Below are 21978 nucleotides of genomic sequence, written 5' to 3' on the forward strand. Positions count from 1 at the left end.
GCGATCCGATTTCCTCGGTGCTTTCCAGGTTCCCGCTCTCGCGTTTCCCTTTCCGGCGTTTCCGACTTTATCAGAAGTTTTCGGCCGGTTGAACCAGCCGCTCATTTCTGAGTAATCGGGGGGTGCTTCTCGGAATATCACTCAGGACTTCTGAGGAAGCTCATAGATTCTATCGGCTGCCGGGGAGCTTGTCCAGCTCCGGGCAACTGTTTGAATCTACCTCCCCAGTCCCTCCGTGTCAACGGCTCTCGTGGGGCGAAGAGGAGATTAGCAGCTCACAGGGGTCGAGCGCACATCCGCCGGCCGTCAGGCGGACGCGGGGACCGAGGCGCTGCGGTCCATCGCTTCGAGATCGCCGGTCTCACCGGCGCGCGCGGCACGTCCGCCCAGTACGTAGACGTACGCCAGGAACCCCAGCTCGGCCGCGACGCCGATGCCGATGCGGGCCCAGGTCGGCAGGCCGGAGGGGGTGACGAAGCCTTCGATGGCTCCGGAGACGAACAGGACCAGGGCGAGTCCGATGGCCATGCCGACGGCGGCCCGTCCCTCCTCCGCGAGCGCCGCGCGCCGGGTGCGCGGGCCGGGGTCGATGACGGTCCAGCCGAGGCGCAGGCCCGTACCGGCGGCGACGAACACGGCGGTCAGTTCGAGCAGGCCGTGCGGGAGGACCAGGCCGAGGAAGGTGTCGAGGCGGCCGGCCGAGGACATGAGGCCGAAGCCGACGCCCAGGTTGAGCATGTTCTGGAAGAGGATCCAGAGGACGGGCAGCCCGAGGAAGACGCCCAGGACCAGGCACATCGCCGCCGCTTGGGCGTTGTTCGTCCACACCTGGGCCGCGAAGGCGGCTGCCGGATGGCTGGAGTAGTAGGTCTCGTACTCGCCGCCGGGCCGGGTCAGCTCGCGCAGCTGGCTGGGTGCCGCGATGGACGACTGCACCTCGGGGTGGGTGCCGATCCACCAGCCCAGGAGCACGGCGACGGCGGTGGAGACCAGCGCGGTGGGCACCCACCAGTGGCGGGTGCGGTAGACGGCGGCCGGGAAGCCCTGGCCGAGGAAGCGCGTGACGTCTCGCCAGGAGGCGCGGCGGGTGCCGGCGACGGTGCTGCGCGCGCGTGCCACGAGCCGGCTGAGCCGCCCAGTCAGTTGCGGGTCCGGAGCGCTCGACTGGATGAGGGACAGGTGGGTGGCGGTGCGCTGGTAGAGGACGACGAGTTCGTCTGCTTCGGCGCCGGTGAGCCGACCTCGGCGGCCGAGCAGCGCATCGAGCCGGTCCCATTCGGCTCGATGTACGGAGACGAAGACGTCCAGGTCCATCGGGTCTGCCTGCTCCTCGGCTGGTCGTCCACGGCTCGTCGTGGGTGCTCGGGCTTGCTGTCAGCTTGTCGTACTGCGGCGCGACGCGCCCTCAGCTTGGCAGACTTGCGGTTCAGGGGGCAGACCAGGGAAGGGCGGCGGGCGTGAGTGAGCTGGTGACGGGCGAGGCGGTGGCGCTCGAACTGCGGCCCGCGAAGCTGCCGAGCAGGGCGCTGGCCGTTTTGTTGGACCTGGTCGTGGCGGTGGTCGCGTACGTCGTCGTGCTGATGGTGCTGGCCGTGTCGACGGCTTCGCTGGACGAGGCCGCGCAGCTGGCGCTGTCGATCGCGACGTTTCTGCTGGTGCTGGTCGGCGGGCCGATAGCCGTCGAGACGCTCAGTCGCGGGCGTTCGCTGGGGAAGCTGGCGTTCGGGCTTCGGGTGGTGCGGGACGACGGTGGGCCGATCCGCTTCCGGCACGCACTGGTGCGGGGCGCGATCGGGGTGGTGGAGATCCTGATGACGTTCGGGGTGGTGGCCTGTATCGCCTCGCTGGTCTCGGCCCGGGGGCGACGGCTCGGGGACGTTTTCGCGGGCACCCTGGTCGTGCGGGAACGGATACCCGCCGGGCGGGCCGGTTTCGTTCCGCCTCCGCCGCCGTGGCTCGTGGGGCGGTTCGCCGGGCTGGACCTGTCGGCGGTCCCGGAGGGGCTGTGGCTCGCCGTCCGGCAGTACCTGACGCGGATGCAGCAGCTTGATCCGCAGGTGTCGGCGGGTATGGCGCAGCGGCTGGCGGCCGATCTCGCGGAGCGGACCGGGACGCCGGTGCCGCGGGATCTGCCTCCCGCCGCTTTCCTGGCGGCCGTGGTGCACGAGCGGCAGGCCCGTGAGGCCCGGCAGGCGTTCGGAAGGGGCGGCGGCGCGCCGTCCGGCGGCTTCGCTCCGCCGGTGACAGCGCCCGCGACCCAGCCGGTGGCAGCGCCCGCAGCACCGCCGGTGGCGCAGCCGTCGGTACCGCCGATGGCATACGGTGCCGCACCGCAGCCGCCGCAGGCCCCTCTCGCTCCCTCGTCGGCGCCGCCGCGGGAGGAGCCGCGGGCCGACCGGCCGGCCACGGGGTTCGCGCCGCCGGCGTAGCCCGGAGTGCGGTCCCACCGTGCTCGCCGCACGCGGGGCCGCCGGAGGTAGTGGGGTCAGTCGAATCGCGACGGTGGGGACTGGAGGTCTTCCAGTTCGATCCCGGGCGCGGCGAGGACGACGTCGCCGGCGATGTGGACGGTGTGCTGTTCCCCGGTGTCCAGGGCTGTGACCTGGTATTCGTCCACGGTCAGGGGGCCGTTGTCAGTGGCGTGTGCTTCGCTGTTCACCAGAGCCCAGGACTGGTCCACGGTGCGGGGGGCGAGGACGGGGTCGGTGAAGGCCACGAGGCGTACACGGGTCGCGGCGGACGAGGGGGTGAGGCGCAGGAGCCGTGCGGTGGCGACGAGGAACGCGGGGGACGTGCCGGTGAAGGCGTGGGCGCGCACATTGCCTTCGGTGGCCTGGGTGCCGGTGGGGTCGGTGCGGACCCAGGTGACGCCGTCGAGGGCGGCGCCGCGCACCTGCCAGTCACCCGCGTGGAGTTCGAGGCGGAGGGGACGGCCGAGGTCGTCCAGGGCGAGGTCGACCGAACCGCGGTGGTCGCCGGCGGGGCCGGTCAGCCGGGAGACATAGCGCCAGCCGGACGGGCCGGGGGCGCACTGGAAGTGTTCGTCCGCGAGGGGGGTGTGATCGTGCGGATCGTGGAGCGAATAACGGCCGCGGGGCATGGGGGTCCTGGGTCTTGACGGGCTGATCCGGCCGGGAGGTATGGGTCCGGAAGCGGTGCGGCGAGGGGTCCCGCAGATTCCTGGCTCCCTAAGGCTTCGGGGCCCGGAAGCCATGGGTCAGGGCGCCGGAGGACAGGCGCTCCGGTGGCCGGAGGGGCTGGTCCTCAGGGAGCCAAAGGGGCAGGCCCCCGGCACGGGGGTGCGGGGGCCTGCCTCGGAGGACCTGCTGCCGGGGAGGGTGCGTCGGTGCACCGGCGCACTCCCCCGGCGGGCCGGACTACGCGCTCACCGGATCAGTAGCGGTAGTGGTCCGGCTTGTACGGGCCGTCGACCTCCACGCCGATGTACGCGGCCTGCTCCGGGCGCAGCTGGGTGAGCTTGACGCCGAGCGCGTCCAGGTGGAGGCGGGCGACCCTCTCGTCGAGGTGCTTGGGCAGCACGTAGACGCCGATCGGGTACGCGTCGGGCTTGGTGAACAGCTCGATCTGGGCCAGGGTCTGGTCCGCGAAGGAGTTGGACATCACGAACGACGGGTGGCCGGTGGCGTTGCCCAGGTTCAGCAGGCGGCCCTCGGACAGCACGATGATCTTCTTGCCGTCGGGGAAGGTCCAGGTGTGGACCTGCGGCTTGACCTCGTCCTTGACGATGCCGGGGATCTTGGCGAGGCCGGCCATGTCGATCTCGTTGTCGAAGTGGCCGATGTTGCCGACGATGGCCTGGTGCTTCATCTTGGCCATGTCCGAGGCCATGATGATGTCCTTGTTGCCGGTCGTGGTGATGAAGATGTCGGCCTTGTCGATGACCTCGTCGAGGGTCGTGACCTGGTAACCGTCCATCGCGGCCTGGAGGGCGCAGATCGGGTCGATCTCGGTGACGATCACGCGGGCGCCCTGGCCGCGCAGGGACTCGGCGCAGCCCTTGCCCACGTCGCCGTAGCCGCAGACGACAGCGGTCTTGCCGCCGATCAGGACGTCGGTGGCGCGGTTGATGCCGTCGACCAGGGAGTGGCGGCAGCCGTACTTGTTGTCGAACTTCGACTTGGTGACGGCGTCGTTGACGTTGATCGCCGGGAAGAGGAGGACGCCGTCGCGCTGCATCTCGTACAGGCGGTGGACGCCGGTGGTGGTCTCCTCGGTGACGCCGCGGATCTCCGAGGCGAGCTGGGTCCACTTCTGGGGGTTCTCGCCCAGGGTGCGGTGCAGCAGCTGGAGGATGACGCGGTGCTCGTCGGACTCGGCGGTGTCGAGGGCGGGGACCTCGCCGGCCTTCTCGTACTCGACGCCCTTGTGGACGAGGAGGGTGGCGTCACCGCCGTCGTCCAGGATCATGTTCGGACCGCCGGTGGGGCTGTCCGGCCAGGTCAGCGCCTGCTCGGTGCACCACCAGTACTCCTCCAGGGTCTCGCCCTTCCAGGCGAAGACCGGGACGCCCTGCGGGTTGTCCGGCGTGCCGTTCGGGCCGACGGCGATGGCGGCGGCGGCGTGGTCCTGGGTGGAGAAGATGTTGCAGGAGGCCCAGCGGACCTGGGCGCCGAGGGCGACCAGGGTCTCGATGAGCACGGCGGTCTGCACGGTCATGTGCAGCGAGCCGGTGACGCGGGCGCCGGCGAGCGGCTGGGCCTCGGCGTACTCCTTGCGGATCGCCATCAGGCCGGGCATCTCGTGCTCGGCGAGGGTGATCTCCTTGCGGCCGAACTCGGCCAGCGAGAGGTCGGCGACCTTGAAGTCCTGTCGGTTCTCGACAGTCGTCATTACGAGCTGCTCCTCGGGGTTGGGTCGAGGTGGGTACGGCTGGTCTGCGCGGCGGCGGACACAGGGGTGCCCAAGAAGAGGACACAGGCATGCCCGCGTACGCGCAGCGCAGTCCGTCGGAGGCCCTCTCTCCCTCGGTCGGTCCGCGTGGGACCGCCCGACCGCCATCAGCAGCGACGTCTGGCTCCGTCCCAAGCTACACGGTCGGCCCGGTCGGCCCCAGTCCGCCTGAGCATTCGATGGGCCGGGTGCGCGGCGTTTTCGTCAGTGGGGCCTGGTGACGGACGGGGTGCGCCGGGCGGTCACGGCGAGCCCGGCGCACGGAGCGTTCACAGAGGGCCGCTATGCTCCGCGCCGCGGACGGGCCGCATGGACAGGGGCGGGACATGGCGGGCAGAGGGCGGGGACTGGGGATCGCGGCGCTGGTGGTGGGGCTGCTGGGTGTGGTGCTGGCCCGGGGTGCCTTCGTCTACGGGCGTGGCGCGTACGGCACGGGCACGCAGCCGAGCCGGAGCATGGAGCCGACGTACCAGCGGGGTGACCGGATCATCTGGGAGCGGGTGGACGGGAGTGAGGTGCGGCGCGGGGACGTCGTGGTGTTCTCGATGCCGGGGCGCTACCGGGCCGAGGGTGTTTTCATGCAGCGGATGATCGGCGTGGGCGGTGACCGTGTGGCGTGCTGCACGACCGTGGGCTCCGAGGAGCGGGTCACCGTGAACGGCGAGCCGGTCAGGGAGCCGTATGTCTATGAGGGCGACGCCGACGGTGTGCACCGGCCGTACGACGTGAAGGTGCCGCAGGGCCGGCTGTTCCTGATGGGTGACCACCGGTCCGACTCGATGGACTCCCGCTTCTTCGCCGCCGATCACGGCGGGACCGTGCCGGTGGACGCCGTGCGGGGGCGGGTGACGGACGACCGTACGGGCCCGGCTCTGCTGGGCACGGCCCTGCTCGTGGGCGGTCTGCTGGTCCTCACCGGTGCCGGGCTGGGGATCGCCGCCGTGGTGGTGTGGCGGCGGAAGGCGCCGACGGTGCCGCCGGCGCCTTGGCCCACGCAGCCGGCTCAGGGCTGAGGGGCGTACCGCCCGGCTTGCTCAGTGACCCGCCGGGTGCGGGGTCGGGCCGCCCGGGGTCGCCTTCGGGTCCGGGCCCTTGGCGGCCTCAGCCTCGCTGTAGATGTCCGGTTCCAGGTAGATGACGCGGGCGATGGGGACGGCGGCGCGGATGCGGGCCTCGGCGGCGTTGATGGCGCCGGCGACCTCGGTGGCCGTGTCGTCGTGCTGGACGGCGATCTTCGCGGCGATCAGCAGCTCCTCCGGGCCGAGGTGGAGGGTGCGCATGTGGATGATGCGGGTGACCGTGTCGCCGTCGACGATCGCGGCCTCGATCTTCTTTATGTCGTCGAGCCCGGCGGCCTCGCCGAGCAGCAGCGACTTGGTCTCGGCGGCCAGGACGAGGGCGATCAGGACGAGCAGGACTCCGATGCAGAGGGTGCCGATGCCGTCCCAGACGCCGTCGCCGGTGAGCAGGGAGAGGCCGACGCCGCCGAGGGCGAGGACCAGGCCGATGAGCGCGCCGAAGTCCTCCAGGAGGACGACGGGCAGCTCGGGTGCCTTGGCGCGGCGGATGAACTCCTTCCAGGAGAGCGTGCCGCGCAGCCCGTTGGACTCCTTGATGGCCGTGCGGAAGGAGAAGCCCTCGGCGATGACCGCGAAGACGAGGACGCCGACCGGCCAGTACCAGTGCTCCAGGTCGTGCGGGTGGCGGACCTTCTCGTAGCCCTCGTAGATGGCGAACATGCCGCCGATGGAGAAGAGGACGATCGAGACGAGGAAGGCGTAGATGAACCGCTCGCGGCCGTAGCCGAAGGGGTGCTGCGGGCTCGCCTGGCGCTGCGCCTTCTTGCCGCCGACGAGCAGCAGGAACTGGTTGCCGGAGTCGGCGAGCGAGTGGACGCCCTCGGCGAGCATCGAGGAGGAGCCGCTGAACGCGAACGCCACGAACTTCGATGCCGCGATGGCGAGATTGGCGCCGAGTGCCGCCACGATCGCCTTGGTACCGCCTGACGCGCTCATGTGGTCGCGTTGTCCCTTCGCCTCTGTCGTCCTGGTGCGTCCGTCCGGACGAGTGCCCGGCTTTGCCCGGCCTTTGCCGGTGGGCCATTCTTGCAGCCCGGCCGGGCACTGGTGCGTCAGGTATCCACAACCCCGGTCATATGATCCACAGGCCGTCCGCGGCCTCGGTCACACGATCACGGTGGCGCGGAAGACGGTGCCCGCGCCGCTGATCTTCGCCTGCTCGCCGGCCGGGACGAAGACCGACTGGCCGGGGCGCAGTTCGTACTCGCCGGCCCGGACGGTACCGGCCGTGCAGAGCAGGATCTGCGAGGTGTCCCGGGTGAGGTCGTGGGCGGCGCCGCCCTCGGGGAGGACGTACCGGGAGAGCCGGAACTCGTCGATCGGGGTCTCGTAGACCTCCTCCCCCTCCGGGGAGGCCTCCGGGCGCAGCACGCCCGGGTCCATGGGCTCGAAGCGGACGATCCGCAGGAGTTCGGGGACGTCGACGTGCTTGGGGGTCAGGCCGCAGCGCAGGACGTTGTCGGAGTTGGCCATGATCTCGACGCCGAGGCCGTTGAGATAGGCGTGCGGGATGCCGGCGCCGAGGTACAGGGCCTCGCCGGGCTGGAGCCGGACGTGGTTGAGCAGCATGGCCGCGATGACGCCGGGGTCGCCAGGGTAGTGCCGGGCGATGTCGGCGTAGGGGGCGTAGGCACCGCCGAGGCGGGTGCAGGCGGCGGTGGTCTCGGCGACCGCGTGGGCCATCTCCTCCGGGTCGGCGCTGAGGATCGCGGTGAGGACCTCGCGCAGGGCCGCTTCCGCGGGGTGTGCGTGCAGCAGGTCGACGTACGGCTTGAGGGAGTCGACGCCGAGCCCGTCGAGCAGGTCGGCGGCCTGGACCGGGTCGCGGAAACCGCACAGGCCGTCGAACTCGGTGAGGGCGCAGATCAGTTCGGGCTTGTGGTTGGCGTCCTTGTAGTTGCGGTAGGGGGCGTCGACCGGGATGCCGCGCCGCTCCTCGTCGGCGTACCCCTCCTTGGCCTGCTTCAGGTCGGGGTGCACCTGGAGGGACAGGGGCGCGCCGGCGGCGAGGATCTTGAGCAGGAACGGCAGGTGGGGGCCGAACCTGGCGACCGCGCGGGCGCCGAGTTCCCGAGCCGGGTCGGCATCGATGACCTCGGCGAGGGTCCCGCGCGCGGTGCGTGACGGGGCGCCCGGATGCGCGCCCATCCACATCTCCGCCTGGGGTTCCCCGGTCGGCTCGACGCCGAGGAGGTGCGGTATGGCTGTGGGAGAACCCCAGGCGTAGGGGCGGATGGTGTTGTCGAGGCGGTCCATGTGTCTTCTCTGTCTCCGTACGTACGCTGCTCGGCCGCACCGGCGACTGTGCCGGGGGCAGGGGCGGGCTCGGGTCGTCCGGCCCGGAGCAGGATCAGGCCCCGGAAGCGAGCGCCAGGTAAACGGCGGCGAAATCCGTGACGGCGATCAGTTCCGCGAGGGTCTCCAGTTCGCCGCCCTCCTCCGGTTCGAGCTCGCTGATCGCGGTGTCGTGGCTGAGGGCCACGTCACGGGCGGCGGGGGCGGCGGTGAGGCCGCTGAGCGGGCGGTCGCGGAGCAGCACCACGCGCGCGTGCAGCGCGGGCGGCTCTTCGACGCGGTCGCGGAAGAAGTCCTCCGGGTCGGCGCTGGCGGCGAGCGGGCCGGCCAGCAGGGCGCTGTGCGCGGCGAGCGCCTCGGGCAGTTCGGCGACCAGGGCGGGGCGGCCGGCGAGTTCGGCGAGCGCGGCGGCGAAGCGGCGGCCCGCCGGACCGGCCGAGGGCCCTTCCGTCCACACCAGGGGGAGCGCGTCGGCGAGTTCGGCGGCGAGGGTCTTCGCCGGGTTGCTGTACGTCGCGATGGCGGGGCCGCAGCGCTCCGCGATGTGGTCGAGGCGGTCGGCGGCCTTCTCCAGGGCGTCCGGCGGGGCGACGATCAGGCCGATCCGGTCCAGGAGCGCGAGCAGCGGGGTCAGCAGCGCCCAGAAGACGCCCGGGGAGGACGCGGCGAGCGGTTCCTCCTGGTCGTACGGCGCCGTCGCCATCGGTACGAACAGACCGTGCGCGCCGGCGACCGCTTCGGCGAGCGGGGTGCGGGGCGGGGCCACGGCGACGACCGAGCAGCCACGGCGGTAGGCCTGGTCCGCGAGGAGGGACAGGCTCGGTTCGCTGCCGTCCGGGGTGGCGATCAGCAGCAGGTCCACGGAGCCGGCCCAGCCCGGGAGTTCCCAGCGCAGGGCGCCCGCGGCCGGGGCGACGCCGGTCGGGGCGAGCCGGACGACGGGGCTGCCGGGGCCGGCCAGGGTGCCGAGGAGGTCGGCGGTGTGGGTGGCGGCGGCGCCGGGGCCCGCGATGAGGACCGCGCGGGGGCGGCCGTCGGGCTTGAGCTCGCCGACGCCGGCCTCGGTGGCGTGCCGGGCGGCGGTGCGCACGCGGGCGCCGGCCTCCGCCGCGCCGCGGAGCAGACCCCGGTGGTCGGCCTCCGCGAGGCCCTCCGGGGTGTCGAGCAGCGATTCGTCCAGCATGGGCGGCAGCCTCCGATCGCCGGGATCCTGGGGTGCTACGAGGTGACGGGCCCCGTCACTCGGGGCGGCGGGCCTCGTCGACCAGCAGGACCGGGATGCCGTCGCGGACCGGGTAGGCGAGGCCGCAGTCCTGACCCGTGCAGATCAGCTCGGTGTCCTGCTCCTTCAGGGGGGCGTGGCAGGCCGGGCAGGCGAGGATCTCCAGGAGGCCGGCTTCGAGCGGCATGTGCTGTCCCTTCAGAGGGCGTACGGGTGTCTGTGCATATGCCTGGTCAGCGTACCGCTCATGGGCAGGCCGCTCAGCCCCTGATGATCGCCAGTGCCTCGTCGCGGATCTTCGTCATGGTGGCCTCGTCCTTCGCCTCGGCGTTCAGGCGGAGGAGCGGCTCCGTGTTGGACGGGCGGACGTTGAACCACCAGTCGGCCGCGGCGACCGTGAGGCCGTCGAGGTCGTCGAGGGTGACGCCGGCGCGGCCCTCGTACGCGGTGCGGATCGCGGCGAGGCGGGCGGACTGGTCGGCGACGGTGGAGTTGATCTCGCCGGACCCGGTGTAGCGGTCGTACTGGGCGACCAGGGCGGACAGCGGGCCCTCCTGGCCACCGAGGGCGGCGAGGACGTGCAGGGCGGCCAGCATGCCCGTGTCGGCGTTCCAGAAGTCCTTGAAGTAGTAGTGGGCGGAGTGCTCGCCACCGAAGATCGCGCCGCTGCGGGCCATCTCCGCCTTGATGAAGGAGTGGCCGACGCGGGTGCGGACGGGGGTGCCGCCGTTCTCCTTCACCACCTCAGGGACCGTGCGGGAGGTGATCAGGTTGTGGATAACCGTGCCCTTGCCGCCGTTGCGGGCCAGTTCGCGGGCGGCGACCAGCGCGGTGATCGCGGACGGGGAGACCGGGTCGCCGTTCTCGTCCACGACGAAGCAGCGGTCGGCGTCGCCGTCGAAGGCGATGCCGAGGTCGGCGCCCTCCGCCGGGACCCGCTTCTGGAGGTCCACCAGGTTGGCCGGGTCGAGCGGGTTGGCCTCGTGGTTCGGGAAGGTGCCATCCAGTTCGAAGTACATCGGGACGAGGGTCAGGGGCAGGCCGGCGAAGACCGGGGGGACCGTGTGGCCGCCCATGCCGTTGCCGGCGTCGACCACGACCTTCAGGGGGCGGATGGCGGTGAGGTCGACCAGGGAGCGGAGGTACGCCGCGTAGTCCTCCAGCGTCTCGCGCGCGGAGAGGGTTCCCGGCCGGTCCACTGAGTCCGGGGCGCCCTCCGCCAGCCAGCGCTCGACGCGTTCGCGGATCTGCGCGAGGCCCGTGTCCTGGCCGACGGGGGCGGCGCCCGCGCGGCACAGCTTGATGCCGTTGTACCGGGCCGGGTTGTGGGAGGCCGTGAACATCGCGCCCGGCAGGTCCAGCGCGCCGGAGGCGTAGTACAGCTGGTCCGTGGAGCACAGGCCGATCTCGGTGACGTCCGCACCGCGGTCCGCCGCGCCGCGTGCGAAGGCGCGGGAGAGGCCGGGGGACGAGGGCCGCATGTCGTGGCCGACGACGATGGCCGCCGCTCCCGTCACCTCCGCGAAGGCGGCGCCGAAGAGTCCGGCCAGTGCCTCGTCCCACTGGTCCGGGACCACTCCGCGCACGTCGTACGCCTTCACGATCTGCGACAGATCAGCAGTCACGGCCAACCCTCCTGAAGTCCTATGGGTGCCCACAAACTACCCGGCGGGAGCGAGGGCGCCCGCGCGGACACCAGCCGGACGCCCGGTGGGCCCTCTTCCGTAACGTCCGGAGGGTCCGGACCGTCACGCGGGGCGGGGGTGGCGCGGGGTGGCGTTCGGCCGTGGCGCGCGGTGGGGCCTCAGGCGTGGTGCCGGCCGGTCGACGCGCTCAGTTGTCCGGGGAGCGCAGGACCCTCAGGTGGCCGCGGCGGGCGACCTCCATGGGGTCGGCGGCGCGCGATCCGCCGCCGCCCGCCTCGGCCGCGCGCTCCTGCGGGCGGGCCGCCTCGCGCACGGCGTTGGCAAGCGCTTCCAGGTCGTCCCCGCTGGGCCGCGCGGGCGCGGAGGCGTCGAGGAGTCGTACGACCTCCCAGCCGCGCGGGGCGGTGAGGCGCTCGGAGTGTTCGGCGCACAGGTCGTAGCAGTGGGGTTCGGCGTAGGTGGCGAGCGGGCCGAGGACCGCGGTCGAGTCGGCGTAGACGTACGTCAGCGTCGCGACGGCGGGTCGGCCGCAGGCGGTGCGCGAACAGCGACGTACAGGGCTCACGACGTTGGACGGTACCGCACTCTTGAGCGGGCCGCGACGACTCTCCACCAGGTCACTCCCCCGTGTCGTGCTGTGAAACGCCCCACACACCCCTTTGAGCGGACTTCGTTGACCTGCATGGACGCATGTCCGGCGGGTGCCGGGCGGGACCGCGTCCGGTCATGAGCCGGTACAAACACCGTCAATTGCCTTGAGTTCGGCGGTCTCGGAGAGTTACGGAATCGAGCCAGACCTTGGCTGAAATGGTCATCCTGTGACATGCGGAGGCATGGGCCGGTTGCCGCGCGGAGCCGGACGTGCGGAGGGCGCGGGGACTACCCTTCACCAGTGATGGACAACCGTGTACCGCCCCGTACCGCCGGCCCAGGGCCCCGTCGCCGTGATCGCCACGGGCGGGGCATGCGAGGGCCGATCGCGCCGCCGCAGGTGCCGCTGGCGGCCAGCCGTGCCGAGGTGTTCGCGGACCTGGTGCAGGACTCCGTGGAACGTCTTGAGCGGCGGTGGCCACAGTTGGCCGACATCGACTTCCTGGTGCTGGAGGTGCCCCGGCTGGAGGGGCCCGGGGATCAGGCGGCATGGACGGACGACGCCGTTCCGCTCGGTGGGGTCATCCCCGCGCGGGACGGGCGGCGGGCACGGGTGGTCGTGTACCGGCGGCCGGTGGAGATCCGCACCAAGGGGCGCGACGAGCGGGCCGCGCTGGTGCACGAGGTGGTCGTGGAGCAGGTGGCCGAGCTGCTGGGGCTGACACCGGAGACCGTGGACCCCCGGTACGGGGAGGACTAGGGCGCCTTCGTCGGCCCGGTGCCGGTGCCGGGCGGGGCGGAACGGGGCGGGTTCACCCGACGGCGATCGGCCGCCCCGGCCCTCACCGCCGATCGGCCGCCCCGGCCCCTCACTTCTGGAGGATCGACAGGTCCTGCTCCGTCGTCGGTACCGACACCGTTCCGCGGTCGTTCGGGAGGGTCTGGACGGTGAAGGCGGGGACGCCCCCCTCGGTGGCCGCGAGGGTGCGGGAGGCGTAGACGGGGGCGCCGGAGACGGGTTCGACCGTGAGGGCGTACGTGCCCTTCAGGCCCGACGGGACGGGGACGTCGACGTTCTGGGTGGTGCCGGACTTGATCGTGTACGTCTTGGTCACCGCCGTCCCGCCCTCGCTGCCCGCCGACGCCGTCACCTTGACGGTGGCCGTGCCGGTGGGGGCCGTCAGGGCGAGCGTCGTACCCTTCGCGCTGTTGTCGGCCGCGGTCGCGCGCGTGCCGACGGCGGCCGTGGCCGGGATGAACGCCGTCTCCTTCTTGTCGCCCTTGCCGCGCACCACTTGGAGCGCCGCGACGACCGGGACGCTCTGGTCGGTGGGGGTGAGGAACAGCGAACCGGCCTCGCCACGGGTGACGTCGCCGAGATCGACCGCCGTGGTCATGCCGGCCTTGACGTGCAGGGTCTCGTTGCCGGCCGGGGTGATCAGACCGCTGGGCGAGGCCAGGCGGATCTTCAGGTCGGCGTCGTCGTCGCCGGGGGCGAAGGCGATCAGGCGGACGTCGGTGGCGTCCTTCGGGATGCCGGGGAGGACCTGGCTGCCGGCCGGGTCGGCGGCGGCGGCCAGCCAGTCGCCGCCCTCCTTGTCGTCCAGGGCCTGCACGGCGGCGCCGACCCGGCCGCTGCGCACGCTGACGTGCACGGTCAGGTCGGTCTGCCGCTCGTCGGTGAGCGTGGAGAGCAGGATCGGCTCGCTCGCGTGCGGCTTGACGGTGAGGTTCTCGCCCAGCGGGGACTTGATCGCGCCGTCCTTGCCGTACAGCTCGATGTCGACCACGGCGGCGGAGTCGTCGGGGTTGGTCAGGTGGACGTAGTCCGTGCGGCCGGCGGCCGTGCCGGCGCCCGGGAACCAGAACTCGGTGTCCGCACCGGTGCAGTTGACGCCCAGCAGGCCCCGGCCGCTGCCTACGGCGACCTCGGTGGTCTCCTGGACGGTCCAGCCGGACGCGAACCTGCCGTCCGCAGTGCCGACGAGCGCGGGCGCGTCGGCACCGGAGATCTCTCCGGTGGCCGGCGTGCCCGGTGCCTTCGGGGTGAGCACCGGCTCGTCGGACTTCTTCCCGGCGCCCTTGCCGCCCTTGCCGCCGTCCGTGCCGTCGGCCGACTGCCCGACGGCCGCCTGGAGTCGGGCCTTGCCGCCGCTCCCGGCGCCCTCGGTGACCGGCGTGAACGACGTGTAGGCCGTGTCGGCGACGTCCGACGTGCTCGGCGCCGGGCACAGCAGGCTGGTGCGCTCCACGGGCAGCCGGGCCGCCGCCTGGGGCGCGGCGGCGCCGGACGCGGACGGCGAGTCGATCGCGGCGAACGCGGTGACGGCGGCCAGCGCGGCCGTGCCGGCGATCAGAGACAGGGTGGTGCGGTTCACTGCTGGCTCCCGTCGGGGCGCTGGCTGCCGGTGCCGTGGGGGTGCTGGGCCGGGTCGAAGCCCTGCTGGGCGGGGTCATAGCTCTGCTGGGCGGGGTCATAGCCCTGCTGGGCGGGGTCATAGCTCTGCTGGGCGGCGTCGTAGGCCGGGTCGTAGCCCTGCTGGTAGGCCGCCGGGTCGTACGGCATCTGGTCGGAGGTGCCGCTGTAGCCGTACGGGTCGTACGGGGCCGTCTGGTAGGGGTCGGACTGCTGGTACGGCTGCTGGTCGTAGCCGGTGGCGGTCCCGTACGGGTCCGCGCCGTACCCGGCGTACTCGGCGTACCCGGCGTGCCCGGCGGTCTCGGCGTGCCCGTAGGTGGCCGAGTCGCTCCCCCAGTCCTCGTTCCGCTCGGCCGGGGGGACCCCCATGTCGTACGCCTGCTGGTGCGGCACGGCGGCCGGGGCCTGCTCGGGCTGAGGCGTGCCGGGCTGTTCCTCGGCGGCGGTCTCCTCCGCCTGGGCGCGCAGGCGGCGGGCGCGGCGGCCCTCGCCCGCGGTGGCCTGGACGGGCAGGGGCTGCTCCTCGGGCAGGTCGTCGTCGACGTCGCGGCGGCGGCCGGGCAGGGCGAGGACGACCAGGACGACGGCGAGCGCGCCCTGTGCCAGGAGCCAGGCCGTGTGGGCGATCGGGGCGTCGTAGGTGACGTCCAGCCTGCCGCCGCCGGAGGGGAGTTGGAAGCCCTGGGCCCAGCCGTCGACCGTGGTCCGGGTGAGCGGCTTGCCGTCGAGGGTGGCCGTCCAGCCCTCGGCGGCGCTGTCGGCGAGGCGCAGGACGCGGCTGCCGGAGCCGGAGGGGATCGTCGTGTGGATCTCCACCGGTCCCGCGGTGACCGGCTGGGCCTTGCCCGAGCCGGAGGCGGGCACGATGGCCGCGCGGCCGACCTCCTGGTCGACGCGCCACAGGGCGCTGCCGTTCTGCTGGCTGAGCCGGGCCAGGCCGGGGGTGGCGTCGAGGACGCGGGTGATGTCGCGCGGGGCGCCCTTGTGGACGAGGACGTACCGCACGGCGAAGCCGCCGAGTTCGTCGGCCTGGTCGGCGCCCGAGCCGGCGACGAGGTTGGCGACGGTCTTGTCCAGGCGGGCGTTGCCGCCGTCGGCGGCGGTGAGTTCGGCGTCGCCCATGCGGGCGCCGGAGCCGCGGACCAGGGTGTAGCGCACGCGCGCGGTGGAGTCGCTGTCGAGGACCAGGGTGCGGGCCTGATCGCCGCCGCTGGAGTCCTCGGCGACGAACGCGGGCACCTGGGCCGGGTCGCGGCGCTCCAGCGGACCGTCGGCGCCGCGGATCATCCAGCCGGCGGCGACGAGCAGCGGGCCGGCGGCCGAGGCGAAGGCGATCAGGGCGGCGACCGGCTGGCGCCAGCCGAAGCTCTGCTCGGCAACGCGCGCGCGTGCGCCGTCGGCGCCGAGAGCGGCGGCGGCCAGCAGGGCGATGCCGTAGACGAGGGTGGCCGGTCCGGCCCAGGCGGACTTGTTGGACAGGACCGCGAAGACGAGGCCGGTCAGGGCGACGGCCCAGGCGGTGCGGATGCCCAGCTGCCGCTCGGAGCGCAGCAGGGCGGCGAGCGCGGCGAGCACGATGCCGATGAGCATCAGGCCGTGCACGGTGCCGGGGCCGCCGGGCGCGGCGCCGAGCAGATCGAGCGCGGAGGCGGCCGAGGGGCCGTACTCCAGGCCGGCCTCCTGGAAGAAGCCGGTCGGCAGGAGGGTCAGCGACCAGGGGGCGAGGAGCAGCAGCGGGGTGCCGAGCTGGGCGAGGAAGCGCAGGCCGTGGGCGACGAGGTCGCGGCGACGCAGCACCAGTACGCCGAGGCCGAGCAGCAAGGCGATGGGCCAGACGATCGGGGTGAAGGCGGTGGTGACGGTCAGCAGCAGCGCGTACGCCCAGGTGGCGCGCCAGCTGCCGCGCGTGCCGGCGCGGCCGGCCAGGCCGCTCGCGGCGATGCCCGCGCGGGCGATGAGCGGCAGCAGCACGGCGAGGACGGCGGTGCCGATGCGACCGCCGGCCAGGGCGCCGGTGGTGGCGGGCAGGAAGGCGTAGGCGATGGCCGCCCAGGCACGCAGCAGCCGGGAGGTGACCAGGGGCCGGGAGGCGAAGTAGGCGGTGAACCCGGCGAGCGGCACCGAGCAGACGAGCAGGACGGTGACGGTGAGTCCGGTGGAGCCGAACAGGATCGAGGCGAGGGTGGCGACGATCGCCAGGTACGGGGGCGCGGACGGGCTGCCGCCGACGCCGACCGGGTGCCAGGCGTCCAGGTAGCGGGACCACAGGTCGCCGGCGCCGGCCGGGACGGGCAGCAGGGCGCCGCCGGCGAGCGCGCCGCCGGCGAGCAGGGCGCGGCAGGCGGCGAGGGAGATGAGCAGCAGCGCGAGGAAGAGCACCGGGCCGGGTCTGCGGGCGATCCGCTTGAGCCGGGCGAACTGCTCGACCTCCAGGAACTCGGCGTCGTCGCCGCCGGGCCCGGACTCCACGGCGCCGCCGTGCCGGCCGGCCGAGGCGGTGTCGCCGTCGGTGCCGCTGGAGAAGTTGCCCGCGATCTGCTCCACGGTGGCCCGGATGGTGGCGCCGGGCGGCGGGAACAGCTGGCGCAGTTCCCCCTTGTCGATCTGGGCGGGGCCGCGGCTGCGCCGGGCGGCGATGATCCGCTCGGGCCGCAGCAGGGTGCTCAGCAGGCCGCGGATCTCGTCGACGGCCTGGCCGGGGACCTTGCCGACGAGGTAGGCGAGGGTGCGCAGGACGGTGCCGAGGAGCAGCCGCAGCAGGACCCAGGGCAGCGCGGCCGTACGGGTGTTGGCGAGCAGGGTGTAGACGGCGCCCGCCTTGTCGACCTTGTGCGGGGAGGCGGTGGTGCGGCCCGCGCAGTCGACCGTGCGGCGCTCGCGGGAGGCGGCCTCGGCGTGCCGGACGACGGCGTCGGGGGCGACCAGGACGCGGTGGCCGGCCGTGTGGGCGCGCCAGCACAGGTCGACGTCGTCGCGCATGAGCGGCAGCCGGCGGTCGAAGCCGCCGAGCTGTTCGAAGACGTCGCGGCGGATGAGCATGCCGGCGGTGGAGACGGACAGCACGGTGCGGACGTGGTCGTGCTGACCCTGGTCCTGCTCACGGCGGTCCAGGCCGGTCCAGCGGCGGCCGGAGTTGGCGATGGAGACGCCGACCTCCAGCAACTGGCGGCGGTCGTACCAGCCGCGCAGCTTGGGGCCGACGACCGCGACGTCGGTGCGGCCGAGTTCGAGTTCGTTCTCGACGACCCGCAGCAGTTGGGCGAGGGCGTCGGGTTCGGGGGCGCAGTCGTCGTGCAGCAGCCACAGCCACTGGATGGGCTCGCCGTGCGGCAGTTCGGGCAGGTCGTAGGCGTCGTCGCGCCAACTGCGCGTGACCGGGTCCCAGCCGCTGGGGCGCTTGAGGTACGGCAGGTCCTCCGGGGTGAGGAGGGGCGCGGTGCGGCTCGCCTCCTCCACGGCCTGGCCGAAGCCGGTACGGCGGGCCAGGTGCAGCACATTGGCGTCGCCCAGGGCGTCGGTGAGCAGCCGGGCGGAGTCGTCCGCGCTGCCGGTGTCGGCGGCCACCGCGTACTGGACGGGGCGCTCCTGGCCGAGCAGCCCGGCGAGCGCGTCGGGCAGCCAGCGGGCGCCGTCGTGGGAGACGAGGACCGCGGTCACCACATGACGCGGGAACTCGGGCGGGCGGGCTGGGTCGAACGCTGCTGTGGCGGTGCCGCTTTGGGCTGCCGTATGGCTGTGCACGGACATCGAGGTACGGGCCCCGGTTCGATGGACTGCGGTGGACGCCTGCGCCTCCCCGTGCGTCGAGCGGATCGACTGCGTCGGGACAGCGGGGCGTCTCGGACGAGCGACCACACTATCGGCTGGCCATGACGACGGCCCGCCGCCTGTGGATAACCCACTGGCGACGGGCCGTTCGCGACGTTGGTGGCCGGCCGTACGGTCACACGGCGGCCTTCTTCAGACGGCGGCGTTCCCGCTCGGACAGGCCGCCCCAGATGCCGAAGCGCTCGTCGTTCGCGAGGGCGTATTCGAGGCACTCGGAGCGGACCTCGCAGGCGAGGCAGACCTTCTTGGCCTCTCTGGTGGAGCCGCCCTTCTCGGGGAAGAAGGACTCGGGGTCGGTCTGGGCGCACAGCGCGCGCTCCTGCCAGCCGAGTTCCTCGTCCGCGTCGTCGACCAGCAGTTGCTGCACCAGCTCGGTCATGTGCGCCCCTCGTCTGTCTTTCGCGTCCCCGTGCGTAGCCGTTACCGATTTCGGCTGAACGACACGAGTGAAATTACAAGTGTGCTGCTCCGGGCGAGTCAAGCCGAGATCTGCTATTGGGTCCGTTATTCACTCTGCGGAACCAAGGCCGTGCGGAAAGTGTTCAAATCGGCATAAACCTTGACACGCAGCAGGACCCCGGGGGGCGGTCACGACCCCGTACAGATCTCTGTACGGAGAAGGACGCCTCCGCGTTCGATCCCGTTCCGCGAAGCTCAAGCGCTCGGATGTGCCCCATGTGTCCCGACCCCCCGGTGAGCAAACCTTTCACTTTTCAGATGAACCGGATGAGGTGAAACATGTCCCACATACCGGGCGTCGAGTTGACAGTGCGGGTGTGAACCGATGTCCTAGTGGGCATGCTCGCGAACTTGGCACCCACCTCGACCCGCACCGCCGGGTCCCTCGGTGCCGCCCGCGCGCGCTGTAGCTGTTGTTGCTGTTCCAGCTGTTGAGCCAAGCCGCTCCGGCTGTCCCCGAGCCCATCCCGGCCCGGCCGCGTCTCCACGCTTCGTGATCCCTCATCCAGGGCACCCCGCCCGCCCGTGACCCGGGCGGACCGTGCGCGTCACCCAGCACCACACCCCGGCTCCAGCCCCCCACTCTTCACCGAGGACCACCGAACCCCGATGAACAGCGACAACGACCTCCAGATCGCCGGCGACATCCTCGAAGTCCCGCACCTGCTCCAGCCGCCGCGCGAGCACCCGGCCACGGTCGCCGAGTTCGCGGGCCTCGCCCGCTCGATCGCCGCCGACCGCGCCCAGTGGGCGCACCTCGTCCGTTACGACGCCACCACCCGCTGGTACCACCGGCTGCGCACCGGCCCCGGCTACGAGGTGTGGCTGCTGTCCTGGGTCCCCGGGCAGGGCAGTGGGCGGCACGACCACGGGCGCTCGTCCGGCGTCCTCACCGTCCTGGAGGGCACCCTCACCGAACGCACCGAGCGCGGCACGCACGCGCTGTCGGCGGGCGCGCAGCGGGTGTTCGCGCCGGGCTACGTCCACGAGGTCGTCAACGACGCGCTGGAACCGGCGGTCAGCCTGCACGTGTACTACCCCGGCCTGACCGAGATGCCCATGCACACCTCTCCCCACTGCGAGGCGCGCGACAAGGCGCGCGACAAGGCGCACGACGAGGCGCACGGCGAGGCGCACGGCGGGGCGCGTCCGGTGACTGCCTGACGCGTTGTCGGACCGGCCTGCGAGACTTGCTCCCATGCGCATTGTGGTTCTGGCAGGCGGCATCGGCGGTGCCCGTTTCCTGCGCGGTCTGAAGCGGGCCGTGCCGGACGCGGACGTCACGGTCATCGGCAACACCGGCGACGACATCCACCTCTTCGGGCTCAAGGTCTGCCCGGACCTGGACACGGTGATGTACACGCTGGGCGGCGGCATCAACGAGGAGCAGGGCTGGGGGCGGACGGACGAGACCTTCCACCTCAAGGAGGAGCTGGCGGCCTACGGCGTCGGCCCGGAATGGTTCGGGCTCGGCGACCGGGACTTCGCCACGCACATCGTGCGGACGCAGATGCTGGGCGCCGGCTATCCGCTGAGCGCGGTCACCGAGGCGCTGTGCGACCGCTGGAAGCCGGGCGTGCGGCTGATCCCGATGACCGACGACCGCGTCGAGACGCACGTGGCCGTCGAGCTGGACGGGGAGCGCAAGGCGATCCACTTCCAGGAGTACTGGGTGCGGCTGCGGGCCTCCGTCCCGGCCGGGGCGGTCGTCCCGGTCGGCGCCGAGCAGGCCAAACCGGCCCCGGGCGTGCTGGAGGCCATCGCCGAGGCGGACGTGATCCTCTTCCCGCCGTCCAACCCGGTCGTGTCCATCGGCACGATCCTCGCCGTGCCCGGCATCCGCGAGGCCATCGCCGAGGCGGGCGTGCCCGTGGTCGGCCTGTCCCCGATCGTCGGCGACGCGCCCGTGCGCGGCATGGCCGACAAGGTGCTGGCCGCCGTCGGCGTGGAGTCCACGGCTGCCGCGGTCGCCGAGCACTACGGCTCCGGGCTGCTGGACGGCTGGCTGGTCGACACCGTCGACGCGGGCGCGGTCGAGCGGGTCGAGGCGGACGGCATCCGCTGCCGGGCCGTACCGCTGATGATGACCGACGTGGACGCGGCGGCGCGGATGGCACGGGAGGCGCTGGCGCTGGCCGAGGAGGTGCGGGGGGCGTGAGCGACACGGCGTCCGCCGGGGCCGGACGGCCCGGGTACCGCGTCTGGGCCCTGCCCGGCATCCCCGAGGTGCGGCCGGGCGACGACCTCGCCAAGCTGATCGCCGCGACCGAGCCGGGACTGGCCGACGGGGATGTGCTGATCGTCACCTCGAAGATCGTCTCCAAGGCCGAGGGCCGGGTCGTGCGGGCGGCCGACCGGGAGGCCGCGATCGACGCCGAGACGGTCCGGGTCGTGGCCCGGCGCGGCCCGCTGCGCATCGTGGAGAACCGGCAGGGCCTGGTCATGGCCGCCGCCGGGGTCGACGCCTCCAACACTCCCGCCGGGACCGTGCTCCTGCTGCCCGAGGACCCGGACGCGTCCGCGCGCGCGATCCGGGCCGGCCTGCGCGCCGCCCTCGGCGTCGACGTCGGCGTCGTCGTCAGTGACACGTTCGGGCGGCCCTGGCGCGCGGGGCTCACCGATGTCGCGATCGGCGCCGCCGGGGTGCGCGTGCTGGACGACCTGCGCGGGGGCACGGACGGGTACGGCAACCCGCTCAGCGCGACCGTCGTCGCCACGGCGGACGAGCTGGCCGCCGCCGGTGATCTGGTCAAGGGCAAGGCGGCGGGCCTGCCGGTGGCCGTGGTGCGCGGGCTGCCCCACACCGTGGCCGACGAGCACGGGGAGGGGGCCCGGGCCCTGGTGCGCGGCGCGCGGGACGACATGTTCCGGCTCGGCACCTCCGAGGCCGTGCGGGAGGCCGTGGCCCAGCGCCGCACCGTGCGGGCGTTCACCGACGAGCCGGTGGACCCCGGCGCGGTCCGGCGCGCGGTGGCCGCCGCCGTCACCGCGCCCGCCCCGCACCACACCACGCCGTGGCGGTTCGTGCTGCTGGAGTCGGAGGAGTCGCGGGTACGGCTGCTCGACGCGATGCGGGACGCCTGGATCGAGGACCTGCGCCGGGACGGCAAGAGCGAGGAGTCCGTCGCGAAGCGGATCCGGCGCGGTGACGTGCTGCGCAACGCCCCGTACCTGGTCGTGCCGTGCCTCGTCATGGACGGCTCGCACACCTACGGCGACGCCCGGCGGGACGGTGCCGAGCGGGAGATGTTCGTCGTCGCGATGGGCGCGGGCGTGCAGAACCTGCTGGTCGCGCTGGCCGGGGAGCGGCTGGGCTCGGCGTGGGTGTCGTCCACGATGTTCTGCCGGGACGTGGTGCGCGAGGTGCTTCGGCTGCCGGCGCACTGGGATCCGATGGGCGCGGTGGCGGTCGGTCACCCGGCGGAGGAGCCGAGACCGCGGCCCGAGCGGGACGCGGGGGCGTTCCTGGAGGTGCGGTGAGTTCGACGCGGCCCGGTCCGCTCCGGGGCGGCACCGGTGACGCGTCGA

Annotated in this window: 18 protein-coding genes; 6 read left to right on the forward strand and 12 right to left on the reverse strand. The window is 73.0% G+C overall.

Annotated elements, in window-relative coordinates:
* Window positions 1–306 precede the first annotated feature (306 nt).
* A complete protein-coding gene (locus tag IE273_RS06495; RefSeq protein ID WP_189814197.1) occupies window positions 307–1314 on the reverse strand; it encodes a stage II sporulation protein M in 1008 nt (335 codons plus the stop codon).
* A 143-nt stretch (window positions 1315–1457) separates the two neighbouring features.
* On the opposite strand from IE273_RS06495, the gene IE273_RS06500 reads away from it, so the two are divergent.
* Window positions 1458–2429, forward strand: a complete 972-nt coding sequence (locus IE273_RS06500) for an RDD family protein (protein ID WP_189814198.1) — start codon at window positions 1458–1460, stop codon at window positions 2427–2429.
* A 56-nt stretch (window positions 2430–2485) separates the two neighbouring features.
* On the opposite strand, the gene IE273_RS06505 is transcribed toward IE273_RS06500, so the two are convergent.
* Together IE273_RS06505 and ahcY are read right to left on the reverse strand one after the other, a co-directional pair.
* Window positions 2486–3100 (reverse strand): hypothetical protein, encoded by a 615-nt coding sequence (locus IE273_RS06505; protein WP_189814199.1) that lies wholly within the window; start codon window positions 3098–3100, stop codon window positions 2486–2488.
* A gap of 293 nt (window positions 3101–3393) precedes the next feature.
* Entirely contained in the window at window positions 3394–4851 is a 1458-nt protein-coding gene (gene ahcY, locus IE273_RS06510) for an adenosylhomocysteinase (protein WP_189814200.1), read from the reverse strand.
* A 515-nt stretch (window positions 4852–5366) separates the two neighbouring features.
* Here ahcY and lepB point away from each other — a divergent pair.
* Entirely contained in the window at window positions 5367–5924 is a 558-nt protein-coding gene (lepB, locus tag IE273_RS06515; protein WP_189814609.1) for a signal peptidase I, read from the forward strand.
* A 21-nt stretch (window positions 5925–5945) separates the two neighbouring features.
* On the opposite strand, the gene IE273_RS06520 is transcribed toward lepB, so the two are convergent.
* From IE273_RS06520 to IE273_RS06545, 6 genes are all read right to left on the reverse strand, one after another.
* Window positions 5946–6926 carry a cation diffusion facilitator family transporter gene (locus IE273_RS06520; RefSeq protein WP_189814201.1) on the reverse strand — a complete coding sequence of 327 codons (981 nt, stop codon included), beginning with the start codon at window positions 6924–6926 and terminating at the stop codon, window positions 5946–5948.
* 168 nt (window positions 6927–7094) lie between these two features.
* Entirely contained in the window at window positions 7095–8246 is a 1152-nt protein-coding gene (gene manA, locus IE273_RS06525) for a mannose-6-phosphate isomerase, class I (RefSeq protein ID WP_189814202.1), read from the reverse strand.
* A gap of 94 nt (window positions 8247–8340) precedes the next feature.
* Window positions 8341–9468: an SIS domain-containing protein gene (locus tag IE273_RS06530; RefSeq protein ID WP_189814203.1), complete on the reverse strand. Its 1128-nt coding sequence runs from the start codon at window positions 9466–9468 to the stop codon at window positions 8341–8343.
* Window positions 9469–9523: 55 nt separating this feature from the next.
* Window positions 9524–9694 carry a Trm112 family protein gene (locus tag IE273_RS06535; RefSeq protein ID WP_014673093.1) on the reverse strand — a complete coding sequence of 57 codons (171 nt, stop codon included), beginning with the start codon at window positions 9692–9694 and terminating at the stop codon, window positions 9524–9526.
* Window positions 9695–9767: 73 nt separating this feature from the next.
* Complete coding sequence (locus IE273_RS06540; protein ID WP_189814204.1) at window positions 9768–11132, reverse strand: phosphomannomutase/phosphoglucomutase; 1365 nt, start codon at window positions 11130–11132, stop codon at window positions 9768–9770.
* Between the two features lie 208 nt (window positions 11133–11340).
* Window positions 11341–11766: a DUF3499 domain-containing protein gene (locus tag IE273_RS06545; protein WP_014673095.1), complete on the reverse strand. Its 426-nt coding sequence runs from the start codon at window positions 11764–11766 to the stop codon at window positions 11341–11343.
* A gap of 351 nt (window positions 11767–12117) precedes the next feature.
* Between IE273_RS06545 and IE273_RS06550 the strand changes: the two genes are divergently transcribed.
* A complete protein-coding gene (locus tag IE273_RS06550; RefSeq protein ID WP_189814205.1) occupies window positions 12118–12504 on the forward strand; it encodes a metallopeptidase family protein in 387 nt (128 codons plus the stop codon).
* A gap of 109 nt (window positions 12505–12613) precedes the next feature.
* Here the strand turns inward: IE273_RS06550 and IE273_RS06555 are convergent, their stop codons facing one another.
* From IE273_RS06555 to IE273_RS06565, 3 genes are all read right to left on the reverse strand, one after another.
* Complete coding sequence (locus tag IE273_RS06555; protein WP_189814206.1) at window positions 12614–14122, reverse strand: DUF5719 family protein; 1509 nt, start codon at window positions 14120–14122, stop codon at window positions 12614–12616.
* Window positions 14119–17910 (reverse strand): glycosyltransferase family 2 protein, encoded by a 3792-nt coding sequence (locus tag IE273_RS06560; RefSeq protein WP_229887108.1) that lies wholly within the window; start codon window positions 17908–17910, stop codon window positions 14119–14121. The genes IE273_RS06555 and IE273_RS06560 overlap by 4 nt, the downstream gene beginning before the upstream one ends.
* A gap of 196 nt (window positions 17911–18106) precedes the next feature.
* Entirely contained in the window at window positions 18107–18370 is a 264-nt protein-coding gene (locus IE273_RS06565; protein WP_003975777.1) for a WhiB family transcriptional regulator, read from the reverse strand.
* 689 nt (window positions 18371–19059) lie between these two features.
* Here IE273_RS06565 and IE273_RS06570 point away from each other — a divergent pair.
* From IE273_RS06570 to IE273_RS06580, 3 genes are read left to right on the forward strand one after another with little or no spacing between them, the layout of a single operon-like run.
* Window positions 19060–19614, forward strand: coding sequence for a cysteine dioxygenase (locus tag IE273_RS06570; protein WP_229887109.1), 555 nt, complete (start codon window positions 19060–19062; stop codon window positions 19612–19614).
* 34 nt (window positions 19615–19648) lie between these two features.
* Window positions 19649–20608: a 2-phospho-L-lactate transferase gene (gene cofD / locus IE273_RS06575; protein ID WP_189814207.1), complete on the forward strand. Its 960-nt coding sequence runs from the start codon at window positions 19649–19651 to the stop codon at window positions 20606–20608.
* On the forward strand, window positions 20605–21930 hold the full coding sequence (locus IE273_RS06580; RefSeq protein ID WP_189814208.1) for a coenzyme F420-0:L-glutamate ligase: 1326 nt from the start codon (window positions 20605–20607) through the stop codon (window positions 21928–21930). The genes cofD and IE273_RS06580 overlap by 4 nt, the downstream gene beginning before the upstream one ends.
* The last annotated feature ends 48 nt before the right edge of the window (window positions 21931–21978 follow it).

This window comes from Streptomyces olivaceoviridis (genome assembly GCF_014650115.1).
Lineage (GTDB): Bacteria > Actinomycetota > Actinomycetes > Streptomycetales > Streptomycetaceae > Streptomyces > Streptomyces olivaceoviridis.